This is a genomic window from Aminobacter sp. HY435 (assembly GCF_027568395.1).
Lineage (GTDB): Bacteria > Pseudomonadota > Alphaproteobacteria > Rhizobiales > Rhizobiaceae > Aminobacter.
Genome location: NZ_JANKZL010000012.1, coordinates 85531 through 106606, shown reverse-complemented (window position 1 = coordinate 106606; position 21076 = coordinate 85531). Strand labels below are relative to the sequence as shown.

Genomic DNA, 21076 nt, shown 5'->3' with positions numbered 1-21076 from the left:
ATGATCGACCGGCGCGACTTCATCCTTGCCCTCGGTGCGACAGGATTGCTTGCTGCCTGCCAGAGCGGACCGCCGAAACCCTCCACGGTAACGGTCAATATGAGCGGGCAGGCCGGCATGAACCCCGGCCCCGACGGCTCCGACCGTCCCGTCACGGTACTTGTCATGCGTCTCAAGGACACCGGAAAATTCAACTCGGCCGACTATTTCGCCCTGCAGGGCGATGCCGGGACAGCGCTTGGCGGCGACCTTATCGGCGTCGACCAGATAGCCGTCGCGCCCGGAAAAGGCGCGTCCAGGACCATCACGGTGGAACCGGAAGCGGCCGCACTCGGCTTCGTCGCGCTCATCCGCGAGCCGGGCGGACGCAACTGGCGGACGACGAAATCGGTCTCGCCGGGATCGACGATGACCGTCTCGGTGAAACTGGGCAGTGGAGGCATTTCGGCCTGACCGGGCCGCGTGCAAACCTATTTGACGCAGTGGGTGGCGCATGACCGACGCAAACAGAGTGCTCTGGTCCGAGGGACTGTTCCTGAGGACACAGCATTTCCAGCAGCAGGACCGCTTCCTCGAGGCGTCGGTCCGCGGCGCCCTGCAGGCCGGACAACTCCAGACGTTCGGCTTCCGGTCGCTGATGCTGGATCCTGCCCTGCTGGAGGCAGGACAGGTGGCCATCACGTCGGCACGGGGCATCTTTCAAGATGGCACGCCATTCGCGATCCCGGACATGATGGACCCGCCCAAGCCGATCGCGATCACCACAGAAATGGGCGCCGGGTCGATCCTGGTTGCGCTGCCACTCGAACCATCAGGCGGCGCAGGCTTCGACCCGGCCCATGCCGAGCCCAGCGGCGCGCGCTATCGCGGCCGCATCGTGACGGTACGCGACGCTGTCCAGGGCGGCGCCGATCCGGAAGAAATCGAGATCGCCCGTCCGCAGGCGATCCTGCTTGCCCCCGGCAAGGCCATCGGCGGCTACACGGCATTGCCCGTCACCGAGATCAAGGGGCTAAGGGCCGATGGCGGCGTGGCAGTGGACGAAACCTTCTTGCCGCCCACGCTGGCGACAGGTGCGGTCGCCTGGTACGCGCAACTGCTGCTGGAAGTTATCACCGGCCTCGACCAGATCGCCGAGGCTCACGCCAAGATGGTGCTGGGCGGGCCTGGGCGCAGCGTCGAAGACCTCATGATGCTGCATCTTGCCAATGCCGCGCGTCCTCGCCTGGCTCACATGCTGGCACAGGACATCTTTCACCCGGCCGATCTCTACATGGAACTGGCCGGCCTTGCGGGTTCCATGGCGACTTTCGGGTCAAGTTCGCGGCGGCTGGCCGAGTTGCCGGCCTACGACCACATGGCCCCGGGACCGGCCTATCTGGCGCTGGCGGAAACGCTGCGCTCGCTCATCCTCAGCCTGCGTTATGTCGAGCCCAAGTCACGCGCCCTGCCGGTGATGCGGCATTCGACCAATGTCTGGAAGGTGCGCATCGACAACCCCAAGGTGCTTGTCTCGAGCCGCATCGTGATCCGAGTCGGCTCCGAGCTGTCGGAAGACGCCCTGCGCAAGATCTTCGTCAACCAGGCAACCGTTGGCGCCGCCAGCGAATTCGAAGGCCTGTGGAAGTCGCGTCTGCCCGGCATCCCGTTGAAGCCGCTGCATTCGCAGCCCCGCGAAATCCCCTATGACGGCGACCGGCTGTGCCTCGAACTCGACCAGAAGAGCGAGCACTGGGCCTCGCTGCTCGACGCACCGGGTTTCGTCATCGGCGTATCCGGTGTGCTGCCGAGCGAGCCGCAGGTCGACTGCTACTCGGTGAACAGGTGACGCGATGAGCCAGGACGATCCTTTCGGCCTGTCGGAGGATCGTGAGCGGACCCGCATCCGCATGGTCGGCTCACCCATGTCGCGGATGGCTGTCACACCCGGCTCATCGGTGCCGCTGCAGCGGGCCCGTGCCCACCCCAACAAGCTGGTCGATGCGTTCTCCGCCCTGCTCGAATTCGCGCCCGAACTCGAAAACGCGCTGCCTCCCGATAACCCCGAGACCTTGCGCACCCGCCTGCTCGAAGAGCTGGTCAGGGCCCGCGACGCGGCTGTTGCGTCCGGTTCATCGCTTGAACGGGCCGACCAGGCGGCGTGGTCGGTAGCAGCCCTGCTCGACGATCTTGCCCTTAACACGCCCTGGGGCGGTGCGAGCGCCTGGCCGCGCCAGCCGCTGGTGGTGATGCTGCGCGGCGACGTCGATGCCGGCTCGCAGTTCTTTTCCCGCCTCGAGGAACTCGAACGGCATCCCAACCGCGACAGGGAATTGCTCGAGCTTCAATATCTCTGCATGGCGCTCGGCTTTCGCGGCAAGTTCCGCATCCCGGGTCGGGCCGGTGACCGGTCGATCAATGCTGTCAGGGTGGCTGCCGCCCGCTTTCTGCGCGACGCCGATGCCGCGGACGCGCCCTTGTCGCCCAACTGGAAGGGCGTCGTTGCCTCCGACGAGCCGCAGCGTTTCGTCATCCCGATCTGGGTGATGGGCGTCATCGCTGCGGTACTCGCCACAGGCATCTATGTTGCCTTGTCCATGGCATTGAGCAACCAGGCGACGCAGCTGCCGGCGCTGGTGCGCGCCCTGCCGCCAGCCGACCGCGCGGAGATCTTGCGCACCGCACCCCAGCCCGAAACGCCGGCGCCGGTGCAGACGGTGGATTTCGCGCTGCTGCCGGAATTCGCCGCCGCAGCCCCTGAAGGCCTGCGACCGGCGCTGAAGGGAGCCGAAAGCGTGTCGCTCGCCCGGCTGGTCATCCAGGCAACCAACCCCGAGCTGTTCCAGTCGTCGCGGGCGGAGCTGACCGAAGGCTTCGAGCCGCTCATCGTCTCCATCGCCAAGGTCATCCGCGAAAACGAGGAGCTGATCGGCAATGTCACGGTCGTCGGCCACACCGACGGCATCCCCCTGCAGCGAACCAATCCGCTGTCGACGAACCAGCGGCTGTCGGAGGCGCGCGCGGCCACCATCGCCGACCTGCTGGTCCAGAACGGCGTGCCGTCCGACCGCGTGCGCTCGGAAGGGCGCGCCGCCACCGATCCGGTTGCCGACGACGGCACCCGCGAGGGTCGCGCCCTCAACCGGCGCGTCGAAGTGCTGGTCGAAAAGAGGCTGTGACAGATGTTCATCCTGCGCTTCCTCTGGTCGGTGCTGACGTCGAGATGGCTCTGGACGCTGATCGGGCTGGCGCTGCTTTCGCTCATCATCTGGATATTCGGGCCGATCGTCGCCATCGGCCGCAGCTTCCCCTTCGCCTCCGAGACGGTCCGCATCGGCATCATCGCGGGACTCGTCATTTTCTGGCTGGTCTGGCTCATCATCGCCCAGCGGCGGGCCATCCGCGCCAACAGGATGTTCGTGGCCGAAATCGCTGCTCCGCCTATCCAGCAGCTCACGCCCGGCGAGGAAAGCGTGGCTGCCGTCGGCGCCAAGTTCCAGCAACTGATGGACGAATTGAAGCGGCGCAAGCTCGGCGGCCGCAAGTTCCTGCGCGACATGCCCTGGTATGTCATCGTCGGGCCACCGGCCACCGGCAAGACCACGGCGCTGCGGCAGTCCGGCCTCAACTTCCCGATCGACCTCACCGACGACCTGCATGGCGTCGGCGGAACCCGCAACTGCGACTGGTTCTTCGCCGAGAATGCGGTGCTGATCGATACCGCCGGCCGCTACGTGCAGCAGGAAAGCCAGCCCGACGTGGACGCCGTCGAGTGGCTCGGCTTCCTCGACCTGCTCAAGAAGCATCGCGGCCGCCGCGCGCTGAACGGCGTCATCGTGACCCTTTCCATCGACGCGCTGTCCGAAGGCGACGAGGCGATCAAGGCGCATGGGCGCAAGATCCGGCGACGGCTGGCCGAGCTGAACGAACGGCTCGAGATCCGCCTGCCCGTCTACCTGATGCTCACCAAGGCCGACCTGATCAAGGGTTTCGAGGCCTATTTCGGCGGGCTGTCGACGACGGCGCGCGAACAGGTCTGGGGCGCTAGCTTCGCGCCTGACGCACGCGTCGACAGCAAGATGGTGGCGACGGAAATCTCGACGCTGGCGCGAGCGCTGGAGCAGCGCATGGTGCCCCTGCTCGAGGGCGAGGATAGCCTCGCCCGGCGCGCCGAGATCTTCAGGTTCCCGGCACAGGTGAACAGCCTGGCCGAGCCGATTCGACTGCTTGCCGAGACCATCTTCGGCGAAAGCCGCTACGAGGACACCGCCTGGCTGCGCGGCATCTACCTGACCTCCGCCACCCAGGAAGGCGCGCCCATCGACCGGCTCACGGCGGCTCTGTCCTCATCCTTCGGCCTGCCGCCACAGCGAGCCATGGCGCAGCCACGCGTCGAGCGGCGCAGCTTCTTCCTCAAGAACCTGCTCACTGAAGTGATCTTCAAGGAGGCCGGCCTCGGCGTCTTCGACCCGTTCGCGCAGCAACGCCGGACATGGATATGGCGCGGCGCGGCGGCGGCGGCGGCGGTGGCGGTTCTGGTCGCCGGAACGATCTTCGGCCTGTCCTATCATGACAGCCGCAACGCCATCACCGCCCAGGCCAGCCAGTTCGAGGCACTGCAGGCGCCGCTCGCTCCTTTCGCGACCAGCCCGGCGCCAGTCGACGCCCCCGACATCGACGCAGCGCTCGCGGCCATGACCGAGGTCGTCAACAGCAGGACTGCCCCACCCGCCGGCCTGCGCGACCTGATTGGCCCGACCGCTTCGCCCGAACTGCTGCGCGCGCAAACCGACGCCTACAACCATGCCCTGCGCAACATACTGGAACCGCGGATGGTGGCCCTGCTGGAAACCACCATGTGGCGGCAGGTGCGCGACCCCGAATTCATGCTCGGCGCGCTCAAGACCTACCGGATGATGACCGGACTGTCGCAGATGGAAACGGATTTCGCCCAGGACTGGTGGGTCAACAAGCTGCCGGAGTTTGCGCCTGTCGCCGCCTTCCCGACACCCGACGCCGAAGAGCACCAGCTTGCCGCGATCAGCCGGATGGCGGTCGACGACAGCTACGTCCAACCCGACCAGGCGCTGGTCGCCGAGGCGCTGAAGAGCGTCTGCACCATCTCGCTGCCGGCACGTGCCTACAGTCAGCTCTTGGCCGATCCGGCAGTCAGCGAACTGAAGGAATGGATCCCCGCCAACTTCGCCGGGCCAAATGGCTCGAAGGTCTTCGCCCGCCGCTCCGACAAGACCTTGCGCGTCGGCCTGCCGGGCGCCTTCACCTATGCCGGCTTCCATGGCGCGGTGCTCGACCGGGTCGAGGAAGTCGCCGGCCAGGCGGCGCTCGACCGGGCCGTCTTCGCCGGTGGTTGCGAGGAGAACGCCGAGACTTCGGTTTCGGCTCTCTCCGAAGACATCCTCAAGCTCTACTACGAGGATTTCATCGCCCAATGGGACAGCCTTCTTCGCGACATCCGCCTTTCCCCGCTGACCGACCTCAACGTCGCCAGCCAGAACCTGAAGGACCTGTCGAGTGCGGACTCCGCGCTGAAACGCCTGGTCACGGCCGTGGTCCACGAGACCGACCTGACGCGCTCCGACGAGCCCGCTGACGACAAGGCCGGCTCCAAGGGCGCGTCCAAGCTTCTCGGCAAGCTCGGCAAGGTCGGCAAGCTGGCCAAGACCGGGGCCAAGCTGTTGCCGCGGGCCGGTTCCGCCGACGAGGTCGACATGACCGGCTCGCTGGTCGCCGAGCACTTCAAGCCGCTGAAAGGCGCGGTCGCTGAGGTTGACGGCCAGCCGCCCGCGCTTGACGCCGCGGTCGTGGCGCTGACTGCCTTGTCGAACGTGCTGCAGACGGTAACCGCCAATCCGGACCCACAGGACGCGATCAAGAAGCAGGGTGGCTTGGCCGAACTCACCGGTGCGGTGGCGCGCCAGGCCCAGATCCTGCCCGATCCGATCGACGACTGGCTCGGCGGCATCGCCGGCGACACCAGCGGCCTCACCGAAAAAGCCGTCACTTCGGAACTCAACGCCATCTGGCGCGCCGACGTCTTGCCGTTCTGCCAGGCGGCGCTGGCCGACCGCTATCCGTTCAGCCCTGCCAGCGCCGTCGACGTCAACGTACGCGACTTCGCCCGCCTTTTCGGGCCGGGCGGCCTGATCGACGCATTCACCAACGACCACCTGATCGCCTATGTCGACACCGCCACCCAACCGTGGAAATGGCGCGCCGACTTCGGCCTCGATTCCTCCGCCCTTGCCGCCTTCGAACAGGCAAGGCGCATCCGCGACGATCTCTTTCCTGGCGGCAGCGGCCCGGTGATGAACTTCACCCTCGAGCCGAAGGACCTCTCGCCGTCGGTGTCGCGCATGACGCTCAACCTCGATGGCCAGACGCTCGCCTATTTCAACAATGCCACGCGCCCGCAACCCATGACCTGGCCGGGCAAGGATGGCACCGGGGCGATCTCGCTCGCCTTCCAGCCGATCGATGGTTCGCCCGAGGTGATCGTCAACGAGACCGGGAGTTGGGCTTGGCTGCGCCTGCTGATGAATGGCCGCTTCGCCGCGACCCCGCTGCCCGACGTCTACAAGCTGCGGCTCGGGGCCAAGAATTTCTATGCCGATTTCGAGCTGAAGGCATCGAGTGTCGAAAACCCGTACAATCTGCAGATGTTCAAGAGGTTCACATGCCCGCCGAACATCTGACCACCGGCTTCTACGGCAAGATCCCCGCCACCGGCGACTTCGTCGGTCGCGGACTGCCGGGCGGCTTCGTCCGTACCTGGGACCGGTGGGTCGCCGCGAACCTTGCCCCGCTGCAATCGTCAGGCACCTGGCCCGACCATCTCGGCCTGCGCTTCATCATCGGCCCCGACGCCAATGGGCCCATGGCCGGCATCGTCATGCCGAGCCGGGATCGCGCGGGCCGGCGCTTCCCGTTGACCGTCGCCTCTCCCGTATCCGTGCCTGCCACCGGCCTGGCGTCGACCGCATCGGAATGGTTTGCCGCAGTCAAGGAAGTTGCCGACCTGGCGAGACAGGGAGAACTCACGGCCGACGAGTTCGGCAGGGCGCTGGCCGAATTGCCGTTTCCCGATGCCGACGCAGAAGGCAACACCGTCTTGGGCATCGCGCTCTGGGCCGAAGGGACTGAACCGGTCGAAGTCGCCCCGGACGCTCCGATCAGTGCGCTTGAGCCGTTGCTCGTCAGCCGGGGTGCCGCCTGATGGAAGTACTCAACCAGACAGGCTATCCGCACCAGTTCACCGCAGCGACCGATGTCGCGGGGCACGACTGGCTGGTTGTCGTGGTGAAGGGGACGTTCGACTTTCCCGACAAGCCCGGCGGCGAACTCCGCAAATCGAGCGAGCAGGTTCCGCTGGTCTTCGCCGACACGCAGACGGGCGAGCCGGGCTATTCGGCGACCCTGTGGGAAACCGATTTCGCCTTCCGCAAACCGCGCTGCGACGTCATCGCCAATGGTTGCGCCTATGCGCCGGGGGGCCGCCCGGCAGAGCGCGTGCCGGTCGGCATCAGGGTCGGTAACTGGTCGAAACTGTTGGAGGCGGTGGGTCATCGCGAATGGCGCGCCGTTGGCCCGGTCTTCACTGCCACCGCGGCTCAGCCGTTCCTGAAGATGCCGATCACCTACGACAACGCCTGGGGAGGCGTCGACAAGCTGGACCCGGCAGACAAGATGCCTGGGGTCTACGCCACCAATCCCGTCGGCACCGGCTGGTCGCGCACGAGGAACCAACACCTCGTTCCCGGATTGCGTTTGCCCAACACGCAGAAGGTGGGCGAGGAAATCCGTTCGCCCTTCGGCGACTACGCGCCGATGAGCTTTGGCCCCATGGGACGCGGCTGGCCAGGGCGCATCGAATTTGGCGGCACCTACGACGACAACTGGACCAGGAACATATTTCCGTTCCTGCCGCCGGATTTCGACGAGCGCTACTTCCAGATGGCCCCGCCGGACCAGCAGATCGACAATCCGCGCGGCGGCGAAGAGGTGCAGCTGGTGAACCTGACGCCCGACGGCCGCGTCAGCTTCCGTTTGCCGGACACGTCGCTGCCGATGGCGCTGTTCGAGAACGACGCGAAGGTGGTCGATACGCGCGTTCTGCCCGACACGATCCTGCTTGATCCCGAACGCCGCAGGTTGTCGCTCGTTTGGCGCCTGTCGCACAGGCTGCACCGGACGATCCTGGATTTCTCAGAGTGCTGGGTTGGCGTGCCGACCCCCGGCATGTTGCTGGCCCGGGCGACCGGCAAACGCTACATCCGCAGGTTCGACATGCCATTGCGCGACGACCGCTCGGAGGCTGCATGAACGCCGGCCTCGAGATCGTCTCCATAGGCATGGTGACAGCCGTCGGGCTGGATGCGCCGTCGAGCTGCGCTGCGATGCGGGCGCGATTGGACGGCTTTCAGGAGACACGGTTCCTCAGCACGCCCGAAGGCTGGTTGACAGGTGCGCCGGTGCCGCTTCCCCGCAACTGGATCGGCGAAAAGCGTCTCGCACATCTGGCGGCAGGCGCCATCGTCGAGGCTTACGAAGGCGCGCCGGGGGCACGTGGACAAACCGCGCTCCTCCTCTGCCTGCCGGAAGAGGGCCGGCCCGGCCGCTCGGTGCGTGACAATTCGACCCTGATGCGGCGCATCGGCGAGATCATCCAGATCGCGCCCCACAGCCAGTCCCGCATCATAGCGCATGGCCGGCCATCGGGGCACGTCGCCTTCGATCATGCCCGGCGGCTGCTAGCGTCCGGCGATGTGCCTTATGTGATGATCGCCGGCGTCGACTGCTACCTGACCGCCCCGACGATCTCCCATTATCTCAAGGAACGCCGCATCCTGACTGCGGACAACGCCAACGGTTTCATTCCAGGCGAAGCTGCCGCTGCGGTGCTGTGCAGACGGTCGGGCAGCGGGGGCTTTCAACTGTTCGGACTTGGCCTCGCGCGTGAACCGGCCTCCATCTACAACGCGAAGGACCTGCCCCTGCGGGCGGACGGGATGACGGCCGCCTATGACGCCGCCTTTCGCGAGACGGGCATCGACATGAGCCGGCTCGGCTATCGCATCTCGGACCTTGTCGGCGAGCAGTACTGGTTCAAGCAGACGGCGCTCGCCTCCATCCGGCTGCTGCGCGGCCGGCACGCGTTCCAGGATCTGTGGTCGCCGGCGGAGTCGCTGGGCAATATCGGCGCGGCGGCGGTTCCAATCATGGTGGGCATGGCCTGGACGGCGGCGGCCAAGGGCTACGCCGCCGGCAATCCGGTGCTCATCGAGGCCTCCTCCGATGACGGCGCGTGCGGCGCCGCGGTCTTCGCCTCGAGGAGGGCGGCATGACGGTCTATGCCAACGGCCTCGAGGTGGCCTGCAAGGTGCAGGCCAACAAGATCATCGCCGCCTTTCCGTATGTCTGCTTCACGCCACCCCAGACGCCCGCGACACCGCCCGGCGTGCCGGTGCCCTACCCTACCTTCAGCATGGACGACGACACCGACAGCGGCACAAGCACGGTCAAGATCGGCGGCAAGACAGTCACCCAGAAGAACAAGTCCTACTACACGAAGTGTTCGGGCAACGAAGCCGGCTGCGCGCCGAAGAAGAACATCATCACTTCGGTGAACCGGGGCAAGGAATACGCCCACGCCTGGTCCGGCAACGTCAAGATGGATGCCGAGCCGATCAGCCGCTTCTCCGATCTGGGCTCCAACGACCACGCCTCGCCGATGGCCGGCGGGATGCCCATCCTGAGGGTCGCGACGGCAACGGCGGGTGACTTCAAATGCAGCATGCTCGGGATAAAGCCGTACGACCAACTGGAGTGCGATCCGGGCTACGAGAAGGAACATACCACCGAGGTCCGGTTCTTCACCGTCCAGGGCGTGCGTGACCTGACGCTCGACTGCTGCAAGGACTACGACGAGCAAAAGGCGCCGTGCATCTGCATGAAGGCCAAATGGATGCCGGGCGAGGCCGCGAAGGCCAGGAAGGCCGGCTACAAGGGCCAGAAGGTCATCGGCAAGAAGGGCAAAACGGGACACAATCTCAAGACCCAGGACGCGGCCAAATGGATCAAGGACAACGACAGCGGCAAGCTGGGGGACTTCAACGACGTGTGCGCGAAGGCCACCGTGAAGCACATGAAGGACCCCGAAATCCCGAAGGAGATCCATAGCAAGGTCGCGCAATGCCTGAAGGACAAGAATGCCGACTACCAGAAGAAGAACATCAAGTCCAATGATGTGAAGGAAAAGACGCGGTGCCACGGGTCGTGCCCGAAGGCGCAGGACCAGGCGAAGAAAGCCTCGAAAGCGCGCAAGAAGCTGAAGGATGCCGCCGTGAAGGCCGGCAAGGATCCGAAGAACGTGACTGTCACGGCAGCCGATGTTGGAGAATCCAGCAAGGAATGCCCCAAATGAGGTGGTTGCGAGATGGCCGGAAAGCTGACCATGACCAAGGACGAGCTCGAAGACTTCATCGATGACGAGGACACTACGATCGAATGCATCCAGGTCGCCCCGATGGGCGACGGCAAGGTCGCGATCCTCTTCCTGCTGAGCAACTCCGACTACGATCCGACGGTGTCGGTGATCTTCACCGTCGACGACTTCAACCCGAAGACCGCAAAGGGCGTCCTCGTGACTTCCGAATGGCTGACCTCGCTTTCGGCTTCGCCATCGGGCGAGCTGTTTGCGCTCGAGGCGACTGTCTGGGTGTGGCGCTATGCCGGCAGCGAATGGACCCGGGACCGGGTTGGCGATGTGAGCTTCCGCCAGGTGTGGGCGGCCGGCCCGAGCGGCCCGATGATGGCAGGATCCGAAGGCGGCGCAGTCCGATTGGTGGGGAGCGACTGGCAGCGCATCACACCAATCAACGACGCCGAGTACATGGACCTTCACGGCGACGCCAGGAACGGCGTCTGGGTGTGCGGCGATTCCGGCAGCGTTCACAAGCTGGCGGGCTCGACGTGGGAAGCGCTCGAACTGCACCGCCAGGACCACTTCTACGGCATCGACGTCGCCAGCGACGGTACGATCAGGGTCGCCGGCGGGGATGGCGTGTGCCTGCGGATCGTCAACGAAGAAGCCATCGAAATCGAACCTGTCGACAGGACCACTCACCTCGCGGTGCGGACCTTCAAGGGCAAGGCCTATTGGGGTGACGAAGGCGGCCTGGGCGTCGAGGACGGCGAGTCGATCGTTCTCCTGGACGCGGAGATCGGCACCGCCTCCGATCTCAGGACAGACGGCGAGTTCTTGTATGTGGCCGGCGTCGACGCCTGGCGCTTCGACGGCAAGAAATGGAAGACGCTGGCCCTCGAATATCGCAACGGCTTCAGGCTGGTCTGATCGAACGCTGTCCTGTCAGACGCCATTGGCGGCCAGGTAGGCCCGCACCTTCTCGACATCGAGTTCCCCGATGGTCCTTGGCGCACCGGTCTGCAGCATTCTCAACACGAACAGTTCCCCGGCTTCGGGGTACTCGGCGTAGACCTCCTCGGCGATTTTTTGTCCCGCCTCGCCAGCAACGCGCAAGCCGTCGATATGGGCGTCCAGCCGTTCGACCAGTCGAGCCAGACGCTCCTCGTCCATGTCGGGATTCTCGTTCGGGTGCAGCAGATGATGGTCGTAGACCGTCCACAGGAACGCTGCCATTTCCGCATGCTGCCGCACGATTTCGCGCAGAACAATCTTCGGCATCAGTTTAGATTGATCGAGCCGCCACGGATGCGGTTCGCGGCGCTGGCGTGGCTGGTCACATAGGTGCCGCGAATTGTGATGTGGCCGTCCTTGTCCATGATGATCGTGGCCTTGCCGCAGCGCAGCTCTATGCGCTCTTCGCCGATAATCTGGACCTTCTTGCCGTCCCGAATGACCTGTGGCGCTTTTGGCCGGCGGATCGGATCGACGATGCGCCCAACAACTAGCGGGCGGCCGACATCGCCATTTTCAAAGAGCAGCGCCACCTCCGCGCCAATCATCTCGGAGTTCATCTCGGTCAGGCTGCGCGCCCTTATGGCGGTGTCCTTGGCATTACCGGGAAAGACGACAAGGGGCGCCTCGCCGTCGAAGCCCAGGAGTATGCCGATCACCACGCCTTCGACCCGCTTCAATGTTTTGGTCATCGCAACCGCCCTCAGTTCTGCTTGATTTCCGAGCCTTTCATGGTGATCACGCTCGACGCCTTGACGTTGATCTTGCCCGATCCCTTGATGCTGATGTCCTTGCCTTCGATGGTGATCGTTCCATCCTTCTTCATGGTGATGGTCGACGAGCCGCATTTCAGAGCAATCGCGTCGCCGGCCTCGATCAGGAACGTCTTGCCGACGTTCATCTTTCCGTCCTCGCCGATCTGGACCATGCTCGCCTTGGCAATCCTCAGTTCGAAAGCTCCTCCGATCTTGGTGCCGTCGTCCTTCGCGATTTCCGTGCGCCGCCCCGCGCCGATCTGGCTCTTGTGATCCTTCGCGATGTTGAACGTCTGACCGCCGCCGACCGTCACATCCTGGTTCGATGCGATGTTCCAGCTGTCGCTTGCCCCGATCTGGTGGGTCTGGGCCGCACCTACGGTGACCGCGCGCGTCGAGCCGATCGTATTCGTCTGGGCCGCGCCCACCGAACGCGTCTCCGTCGCCCCAACGGTGTCGACGCGCGCGCCACCCACCGTGATCGCCTGGGCGATGGCGACCGTCTGCGCGTGGTTGGCGCCGATTGTCTCGGTCGAGTTGGAGCCGATGCTGATCGTCTCGTTGGAGCCCACCGTCAGCGCCCTGTTCTTGCCCACCGTTTCCGTATCGTTCGAACCGATATTGGTTGTCTGGTCGACGCCAACCTTGACTGTCTTGTTGTTGCCGACGTCCTCGTCGAGGTTGTGGCCGACGGAATGCCTGGCGTCGTGGTCGATGCGGTCCGACTGGTCGTGCTGCACGAGCTTGGTGCGGTCGTTCTTGATCAGCAGGTTGTGATCCTTCTGCGCCTGGAAATTGACCAGTTCCGAGCCGGCCTTGTCCTCGAACATCAGCTCGTTGTAGCCGCCTCCACCCTTCGAGGAGTTCGACTTCCAGCCGGACTGCGTGGCGCTCCCCGGCAGGCCGTAGGGCGGCATCTGGGAAGCATTATAGACGCGGCCGGTAATGATCGGCAGATCTGGATCGCCCTCGATGAAGTCGACGATCACCTCCTGGCCGATACGTGGAATCTGGATGAAACCCCAGCTGCTTCCGGCCCAGGTCTGCGACACACGCACGAAGCAGGAGCTGTTCTGGTCCTTCTTGCCTTCACGGTCCCAGTGGAACTGCACCTTAACGCGGGCATACTTGTCGGTGAAGATCTCCTCGCCCGACGGGCCGACAACGGTTGCCGTCTGCGGCCCGCGCATGATCGGCCTCGGCGTGATCCGCGGCGGGCGATAGGGCAGGCCGGTCGGGGCGACGCCCAGGACCACCGTAAAGCTCTCGCCCCCGGTCTCGACACCGCTGTGGTAGCCGGGATCGAACACCCGGTACTCGGCGCTGACCACCAGGTACTCTTCGTTCTGGTCCTCGCGCGGAAAACCTTCGAGCTTGAACGTGCAGCCCGAGAACAGTCCGCGCACGGTGCCGGCCGCGGCGATGCGCCGATGCACGGCCTGCAATTCCTCGCGACGGACGAGCGCTATGGCGTCGCCGCGCCCGACGTCGAGATGCGCGCCCGGCTGGCGATAGTTCTCGCCCGACGCCTGCTTGTGGCCAAAGGCCTGGTCGGACTTCGCCATCAAGTCGGCGCCCGGCTTCTGGAAATCGTAGTCGGTATGGGCATAAGCGCCTGGGCGAACCGAACTGCCGGGCACCCATTCGGTAATGTACTCGACGTCGCGGCGCGCGCCCCGCCCCTCGAAATGATAGGGCACCTTGTCGTAGCCCGGCGCGGGCTTCAGCTTGTTCATCGCATCGGCGAGGATCAGCTTGTGCTCGCCATCGCCATGCTCGAAGAAATACATCACCCCTTCGTGCTCGAGCAGGCGCTGCACGAAATCGAGGTCGCTCTCGTCGAACTGCACGCAATATTCGCGCGACGGATAGGAGCCCTGCAGCCGCTTCTCGAACTTTGCCACGCCATATTTTGAAAAGATCTTCTCGACGATCTCGATGGCCGTCATGTTCTGGAAGATGCGGCAGTCGGTGGTGTTGCCAAGGAACCAGAGCCAGGGCCTGACAGTGGCCTCGTAATAGGCGAGCCTGTCCTCGATGCGGGTGAGCCGGAAATCCGAAACCAGGCCGCTGAACCAACGCGCCGGCTTAGACTCGCCCTCCACCGACACGGACCCGCCCAGCATCTTGAGCGGATCGATGTCGGGATCGCTGCTGGCGAACCCCACAGTATAGGCAAAGCAGCGGCTGATCTCGTCGCGCCCGGCAAGATGGGTAAAGGTCAGCGCATCGCCGCCGAGCGGTGTCCGAACGACTGTCGCACGATCGTTAGCCATGGCGTCGTGCCTCTCCAGGGGATCGCCGGACCTTCGCGCGGAGAGCTTAGCATAAGTCCTTTGACCCTCCCAAGTCCTGCTTCGCCAGGCTGGTAAACATGCCTTCTAGAAATCGCGCTGTGCTCGACTGGCCGCAAGCTGCTAGAATAACAGCGTGAATCTGACCGAGGCTGCTTGCGAGCCGGGATCTGGCGGGCAATTCCTGATGCTCATCAACCTGACCATCGAGAATGTCGACAGGCTGCCGAATGGCGGGCCGATCACCTTCAGTTCGAATGCCCGTGGCTTCGCCATCGGCCGCGACAAGCGCGACTGGAACCTGCCCGACCCCGATCTGTTCATCTCCGGCCTGCATTGCGAGGTGCGCTTCGACCGCGGCGCCTTCTGGCTGCACGACGTGTCGCGCAACGGCACGTTCCTCAACGGCTCCGACCAGCGCATGAGCTCGCCCTATCGCCTTGCCGACGGCGACAGGCTGTGCATCGGACGCTACATCGTGGCGGTGTCGCTGGAAGGCGGCGAGCCGGCACGTCGCGCGCCTGACGCATGGGGCTTCGAACAGGCGCCGCCCCAGCGGTCCGACCCGTTCTTCGGCGTGGCGGCAGAGCAGGTCGCGCCAAGGGCACGACCGCAGGAGAGCCGAAGCATCGACCAGGAACAGGCAATGCGGCCGGCCCCGCCTGCCGTCGGAAAGCAGGCCGATGCGGCAGAATTGCTACGCCTCATCGCGGCCGGCGCAGGTGTCTCGCCCGATGTCTTCCAGCAACGCGATCCACGCGAGGTGGCAGCCGAGATCGGATCGATCCTCCGGCTCATGGTCGATGAGCTGTCCCAGATGCTCAAGGCGCGGGCGGCTGCAAAGGCTTTGGCCAGGACAAGCCAACGCACCATGATCGGCGGCGTGGACAACAACCCGCTGAAGTTCGTGCCACGCGCGGACGAAATCCTCGACATCATGTTTGCGAGACATCGGGCCGGATATCTGGATGCGCGCCAGAGCGTCGAAGAGGCATTCCGCGACCTCAAGGCGCACGAGATCGCGACCTACGCCGCCATGCAGGCCGCACTGTCGCGCCTGCTTTCCGAGCTTTCGCCCGATGCCATAGAGGCGAAATCCCCGGGCGGCTCGTTCGTCTCCAGGAAGGGACGAGCGTGGGATACGTTCGTGGCGACCTGGGACGCGCGGGAAGCTGCGCATGAGAACGGAATGCTCGACGTGTTCCTCGCCTATTTCAGCGAGGCCTATGCAAAATCGTCGAACAAGAAATAAGCGAGCGTTGGGCTTCCGTTAGAGCGCCGTGCGTCCGAATGGACGCACAAAGGACGCTCTTACACTTACTGAGTTGGCGCATCGTGCTTTCCGAAAATCGGGTCCGATTTTCGGGCCGATGCGTTAGCCGTTCCCCGGCTCGACCGGTTCCCTTGGACAAGGCCTTGCACTACCATGCCGGCTTCAGCAGCCGGGCGCGGAAAAGCTGCCGCGCGCGACGTGACAGCGACGGTGCGGTTGCGTTGCCGGCGCGAGGGCGGGTGAGCGGCAATGGGTTCGAAGGACAATCCTTCCGGCTCTGGCGGCAGAACGATCGTCCGCGGTTCCGCGCGCCGTGACGACACGCCCGATTCTGTCCCGGCCGCGGACCCGACGGTCGTCTATGTGGCCGGCACGACGCCCCCGATCGGAACCATCATCTCGCAGGCAAGGCCCCCGACCGGACGGCCACCAGCCAACGGCTCCTCCCCTTCGCACGCCAGGAGCGACCTGCTGGAGAGCCTGCTCGACCTCGACTACCCGGCGTCCAATGGCATGTTGGCAGCTGCCGCGCCGCTGCTGATGCTGATCGGCCATCTGCGCGTGCAAGGCACCAAGACAGAAGTCGGCGAAGTCGCGCGGCAACTGGCCGCCGCCATCGACGAGTTCGGCTGGAGGGCCGCCGAGCTGGGCCTCGACGACGACATCGGCATCGCTCGATACGTGCTTTGCGAGACCGCGGATGACATAGCCAGAAACCTTCCGGGCATCGGCGCCGCCGCGTGGGCGCCGCACAGTCTGTTGTGGCGGCACTACCAGGTCGAAGCGCCGGGAAACGGCTTCTTCGACGCGCTGAACACGGTGCTGGCCAACCCGCAGGAACGCTGCGACCTGCTCGAACTGATCCATGCCTGCCTTTCGCTGGGCTTCGAAGGGCCGTATCGCGGCACGACGCGCGGCGATACCCTCGAGCCGGTACGACGCGACGTCTACGAGGCGATCCGATATTTCCGGCCGCACCAGGGGGGGCTCTCGCCACGCTGGCAGCCCATGTCCGTCGGGCCAGCACGCCCACCGCGAAGGGTGCCGGTGTGGGCGTTCGCGGCAGCAGCCATCGCACTGGTCGCGGGCACTTTTTTCTGGATGCGAACCATTGTCACCGACCGGGGCGAAGCTGCCGCACAGCAGCTGCTGTCGCTCGTCCCTTCTGGCCCGATCACCATCGAGCGAGCCCAGGTCGCGGCTCCAACTGTGGAAGAAGCGCCAGCCCCTCGGACGTCGCAGATAGAACGCATCCGCTCCGCCCTCGCCAAGGATATTGCCAACGGCGCGCTCAGCGTCGCCACCCGGGGCGACTTCGTCGTCATCGACATCGACAACAGCCTGCTGTTCGACCCCGGCGCCGTGGACACCAAGCCTGATTTTGCGGCCGTCGCCAGTCGCATAGGCGCAGCCCTCGATGGCGAGCGTGGCCCGGTCGAGATCGTCGGCCACACGGACAACATCAGGCCGCGGCCGTCTGGACCCTTCAAGTCGAACCATGACCTGTCCATGGCGCGGGCGGAGGCGGTCAAGGCCGTGCTCGCCCCGACCGTGCAGGACCCTTCCCGCATCGGTGTCGACGGCAAGGGACAGGACGAGCCCATCGCCGACAACTCGACTCCGGAAGGCCGGGCAAGGAACCGGCGGATCGAGGTAATGATCCCCAGGGAGGAAACCCTGTGAGCCGGCGCGCGGTCCGGCAGCGCAGCCCGGCACCGTCGGCCGGCATCCTGCCGCTCGTCGTCAGCGTGGTCGCCTTCGCTGGCTTGGCGGCAGCGGTCTGGTATGCCGGGCCACTGCTCGGGCCGGGCGACCAGCGACCGCTGTCTTCTGCCGGCGCCCGCGTCGCACTCATTGCTTTGGTCGCGGTTGTGGTCGCCGGCTATTACCTGCGACAGCAGCTGCTTGCCAGCCGGGCCCAGAGGGCCATGGCAACCGCCATGTCCAGCGGCGCTCAAGGCACCGACGCCGCGCTGCTGGAAAAGGGTATGCAGGACGCTCTCGCCGCGCTCAGCCGCTCGGGCGGCAGGCGCAACTTCCTCTATGAGGTGCCGTGGCACCTGATCATCGGGCCGCCGGGCGCGGGCAAGACAACCGCAATCGCCAATTCCGGCCTGCCCTTCCCGCTGGCCGTTTCCGGCGCCGCGCAATCCGTTCCCGGCATTGGCGGCACGCGCAACTGCGACTGGTGGTTCACCGATAGGGGTGTCCTGCTCGACACGGCCGGCCGCTACACCACGCAGGACACCGATGCCGACCGCGACCGAAAAGGCTGGCTGGAATTCCTCGCACTGCTCAAGAAGCACCGCGGCGTCCAGCCGATCAACGGCGTCATCGTCGCCGTCAGCGTGGCGGATCTGCTGACGTCCGGCCAACGCGAACTGGACGTTCTGGCAACGGAGATCCGCAATCGCCTGGGCGAGCTGCACGAGCGCCTGAAAATCGACTTCCCCGTCTATGTGCTGTTCACCAAGGCCGATCTCGTCAGCGGCTTCATGGAGTTCTTCGGCGAATGCAGCGAGGCCGAGCGCCAGGCGGTGTGGGGCGCGACGTTCCAGCCGGTCGACAGGACGCGCAATCCGGTGGGCGATGCGCCGGCCGAGTTCGACGAGCTGATCCGGCGCCTGTCGCAGGGATTGCCTGACAGGCTGCAGGAGGAGACGGACCCGGCCGCACGCATCGCCGCCTTCGGATTCCCGGCGCAGATGGCGTGCCTCAGACAGCGTAGCATTGCTTTCCTCGAAGCCGTTTTCGGTGGCGACAACCCTGCCGGCTACGTGCCCCGCGGCTTCTACTTCGCGTCCGGCACCCAGGAAGGCACCCCCATCGACCGCATTCTCGGCGCTATCGGCAAGAGCTTTGGCCACGACACAAGCGACCAGCTGTCAGGCACCGGCAAGAGCTTCTTCCTGCACGACCTGCTGGCCAGGGTCGTTTTCGCCGAGGCCGGCTGGGTGACCCGCGACCGCGGCGCCGACCGCAGGTTCCGCCTGGTCAGGCATGCCGCTATCGGCGCGGTCGTGCTTGCGACGCTGGCGACACTTGGTGTCCTGGGCATCAGCTTCAAGGCCAATCGGGACCTGGTACGGGCGACCGCCGAGGGGGCAGCGGCAGTGCGCGCAGCGGCGGCGCAGCGACTCGAAGCAACCACCGTGGCCGACAGCGACCTGGCAACCGTCCTGGACGGTCTGGAGGGGATCCGAGGCTTGCCTGCCGGCTATGACACCACCAATCAGCCTGCCTCGCTGCGCGAAACCCTCGGGATGGACCAGCGCTCGCGGCTCGCTTCAGCGTCGCAGGAAGCCTACCGGCAAGCTCTGGAGCGGCTGCTTCGACCGCGCCTGATGCTGCATCTCGAACAGAGGATCCTGGCAAACCTTGGTGATCCGACAGGCCTCTATGAGCTGCTGAAGGTCTACCTGATGCTGGGCGGGAAAGCCCCCAAGGCCGACGACGAGATGATTGTCGCCTGGATGATGCGAGATTGGGAGCAGAACCGTTATCCCGGCCCGCAGAACCGTGATGGCAGGCAGGCGCTTGAAAAGCACCTGCGGGCAATGCTTGCGCTCGATGACGCCCATGATCCGTCCGTGGACATGGACCGCTCCCTCGTCGAGGCCGCACAACGCTCCCTCGGCCGCATGACGGTCGCAGATCGCGCCTCGGCGCTCATCGCCGCCGCGGTATCGGCCAAGCGGCCACAGGACTTCGCCTTTGTCACTGCGGGCGGCCCCGAAACCAAGCTGGTCTTCGACATGGTCGACGGCAGCGACCTCGGTTCGCTCCGCATACCGGGCATCTACACAAACAGCGGCTTCAACAACGTTTTCCTGGCGCAACTGGCAGGAATTGCCGGCCGGCTCACCGACGACCAATGGGTGGTCGGCACAAGTACCGAGCAGGAAGAGGTCGTGCAGGAACTGCCGCGGCTCGGACCCGACCTGCTCGAGCGCTATGACCGGGAGTTCGCCGCAGCCTGGAACAGTGCGCTCGACCGGCTGAAGTTCCAGCCGATGGTGGCGGACAAGGCGCAGTTCCTGGCACTCTCGGCGGCAGGCGCCCCCAACTCTCCCATCGCGCAGCTTTTCGAAGCCATAGCACGGGAAACGGCGCTGACCCGTAGCGGTGATCCTGCTTCCACCGATCCGGCGCGATCCGACGGCCTTGCCGCAATCGGCATCGAGATGCCGGGCCGCAAATCCAACACCCGCGCCGGGTCGGCGCCGGCGAGCGGAACGGCGGTCGTTCCGGGAGCCAGCATCGAGGCGCAGTTCCGCGCTTTCCAGTTGTTGGTCGACGGTCGTCCCAGCCAGCGCCCGATCGATGCCCTGGTTCAGAATTTCCGCGCCATCCATCAGAGCCTCACAATTGCCGCCGCCGCGCCAACCCAGGCAGACCGGGTGAACACCAACCTGCAGCTCCAGATCTCGAACCTGCGCGCCAACGCTTCGCGCGTTCCCAAGGCTCTGCAGCGTATGATCCTCGCAGCGGCAGACGAATTCGAAGGCGATGCCGCCCGGGCCTCGCTCGAGCAGATGCGCAAGTCGCTGGCAGAACTAGTGGCCGCTCCCTGCGAAGAGGCGCTCGCCAACCGCTATCCGTTCTCCGCCGGAAGTGCTGACGACCTGCCGGTCGCCGACTTCACGCGCCTGTTCGGGCCGGCCGGGCTGTTGGATCGCTATTTCGCCCAGAACCTCGCTCCCTATGTCGACGTCTCCGGTGAGAACTGGTCGTGGAAGCAGGGCAACAGCCTCGGCCGCGATGTCTCAGCTAGCGCACTGAGACCATTCCAGCTGGCGGCAACAATCCGCGAGGCATTCTTCCCGCTGGGTGGAACGACGCCGGTTGTCAACATCACCGTCACGCCGTTCTCGCAGCACAACGATGTCGACATGGCCCTGCTGAACGTCAACGGCCAGGTCGTGCAGAGCTACCAGACCGGCAACAGCCCGGTCGTCATCGTCTGGCCCGGCGGGACAGCAACCGGTCAGGCGAGCATCAGTTTGACGCCCGAGCTCGCCGGGCGGGACTCCTCGATAAGTTTCGAGGGGCCCTGGGCGTTGAAGCGGCTTTTGGACACCGCCACGACATCCGCCAAGGACGACAAGGTCGAGCTCCGCTTCGTCATCGGCGGTCGCGACGTCGCCTACACACTGCAGGCAAATTCGCCAGGAAATCCGTTCTCGCTGCCGGCGTTTTCGGCCTTCGTCTGCCCCCGGACCCTTTGAGCAAAGGCCGGTAATGGGCGTTTGATTTCGGTGTTCTAACGTCCGCCCCTGTGGCAGACTGAAGGACGGTAACAGGCAGCTACCGCAGAGGG

15 protein-coding genes are annotated in these 21076 nt (G+C 65.3%); 12 read left to right on the top strand and 3 right to left on the bottom strand.

The annotated features are described in order from the left end of the window. Genes tssJ through PCJ21_RS18295 form a run of 9 tightly spaced genes read left to right on the top strand, consistent with a single transcriptional unit; the run spans position 1 to position 11350 of the window. Positions 1–453 carry a type VI secretion system lipoprotein TssJ gene (gene tssJ, locus PCJ21_RS18335; protein WP_269932867.1) on the top strand — a complete coding sequence of 151 codons (453 nt, stop codon included), beginning with the start codon at positions 1–3 and terminating at the stop codon, positions 451–453. A gap of 40 nt (positions 454–493) precedes the next feature. Beyond that, entirely contained in the window at positions 494–1828 is a 1335-nt protein-coding gene (gene tssK / locus PCJ21_RS18330) for a type VI secretion system baseplate subunit TssK (RefSeq protein ID WP_269932866.1), read from the top strand. 4 nt (positions 1829–1832) lie between these two features. After that, complete coding sequence (icmH, locus tag PCJ21_RS18325) at positions 1833–3158, top strand: type IVB secretion system protein IcmH/DotU (protein WP_269932865.1); 1326 nt, start codon at positions 1833–1835, stop codon at positions 3156–3158. 3 nt (positions 3159–3161) lie between these two features. Further along, positions 3162–6692 (top strand): type VI secretion system membrane subunit TssM, encoded by a 3531-nt coding sequence (gene tssM, locus PCJ21_RS18320; RefSeq protein WP_269932864.1) that lies wholly within the window; start codon positions 3162–3164, stop codon positions 6690–6692. Then, positions 6674–7213 (top strand): type VI secretion system-associated protein TagF, encoded by a 540-nt coding sequence (gene tagF, locus PCJ21_RS18315; protein WP_269932863.1) that lies wholly within the window; start codon positions 6674–6676, stop codon positions 7211–7213. Before tssM (PCJ21_RS18320) ends, tagF begins: the two co-directional genes overlap by 19 nt. After that, complete coding sequence (locus tag PCJ21_RS18310) at positions 7213–8319, top strand: DUF2169 family type VI secretion system accessory protein (protein WP_269932862.1); 1107 nt, start codon at positions 7213–7215, stop codon at positions 8317–8319. The genes tagF and PCJ21_RS18310 overlap by 1 nt, the downstream gene beginning before the upstream one ends. Next, on the top strand, positions 8316–9341 hold the full coding sequence (locus PCJ21_RS18305) for a beta-ketoacyl synthase N-terminal-like domain-containing protein (RefSeq protein WP_269932861.1): 1026 nt from the start codon (positions 8316–8318) through the stop codon (positions 9339–9341). The genes PCJ21_RS18310 and PCJ21_RS18305 overlap by 4 nt, the downstream gene beginning before the upstream one ends. Further along, on the top strand, positions 9338–10420 hold the full coding sequence (locus PCJ21_RS18300) for a PAAR-like domain-containing protein (protein WP_269932860.1): 1083 nt from the start codon (positions 9338–9340) through the stop codon (positions 10418–10420). Before PCJ21_RS18305 ends, PCJ21_RS18300 begins: the two co-directional genes overlap by 4 nt. Before the next feature lie 12 nt (positions 10421–10432). Then, positions 10433–11350 carry a hypothetical protein gene (locus PCJ21_RS18295; RefSeq protein WP_269932859.1) on the top strand — a complete coding sequence of 306 codons (918 nt, stop codon included), beginning with the start codon at positions 10433–10435 and terminating at the stop codon, positions 11348–11350. 15 nt (positions 11351–11365) lie between these two features. On the opposite strand, the gene PCJ21_RS18290 is transcribed toward PCJ21_RS18295, so the two are convergent. From PCJ21_RS18290 to tssI, 3 genes are read right to left on the bottom strand one after another with little or no spacing between them, the layout of a single operon-like run. Then, complete coding sequence (locus PCJ21_RS18290; protein ID WP_269932858.1) at positions 11366–11701, bottom strand: hypothetical protein; 336 nt, start codon at positions 11699–11701, stop codon at positions 11366–11368. Continuing rightward, positions 11701–12126, bottom strand: a complete 426-nt coding sequence (locus PCJ21_RS18285; RefSeq protein WP_269932857.1) for a DUF6484 domain-containing protein — start codon at positions 12124–12126, stop codon at positions 11701–11703. Before PCJ21_RS18285 ends, PCJ21_RS18290 begins: the two co-directional genes overlap by 1 nt. Before the next feature lie 11 nt (positions 12127–12137). Further along, positions 12138–14465: a type VI secretion system Vgr family protein gene (tssI, locus tag PCJ21_RS18280; RefSeq protein ID WP_269932856.1), complete on the bottom strand. Its 2328-nt coding sequence runs from the start codon at positions 14463–14465 to the stop codon at positions 12138–12140. A 154-nt stretch (positions 14466–14619) separates the two neighbouring features. On the opposite strand from tssI, the gene tagH reads away from it, so the two are divergent. From tagH to tssM (PCJ21_RS18265), 3 genes are all read left to right on the top strand, one after another. Beyond that, positions 14620–15735, top strand: coding sequence for a type VI secretion system-associated FHA domain protein TagH (gene tagH / locus PCJ21_RS18275; protein ID WP_333474408.1), 1116 nt, complete (start codon positions 14620–14622; stop codon positions 15733–15735). 270 nt (positions 15736–16005) lie between these two features. Further along, positions 16006–17439: a type IVB secretion system protein IcmH/DotU gene (gene icmH / locus PCJ21_RS18270; RefSeq protein WP_269932855.1), complete on the top strand. Its 1434-nt coding sequence runs from the start codon at positions 16006–16008 to the stop codon at positions 17437–17439. Next, positions 17436–20984: a type VI secretion system membrane subunit TssM gene (tssM, locus tag PCJ21_RS18265; protein WP_269932854.1), complete on the top strand. Its 3549-nt coding sequence runs from the start codon at positions 17436–17438 to the stop codon at positions 20982–20984. The genes icmH (PCJ21_RS18270) and tssM (PCJ21_RS18265) overlap by 4 nt, the downstream gene beginning before the upstream one ends. Positions 20985–21076: the final 92 nt, after the last annotated feature.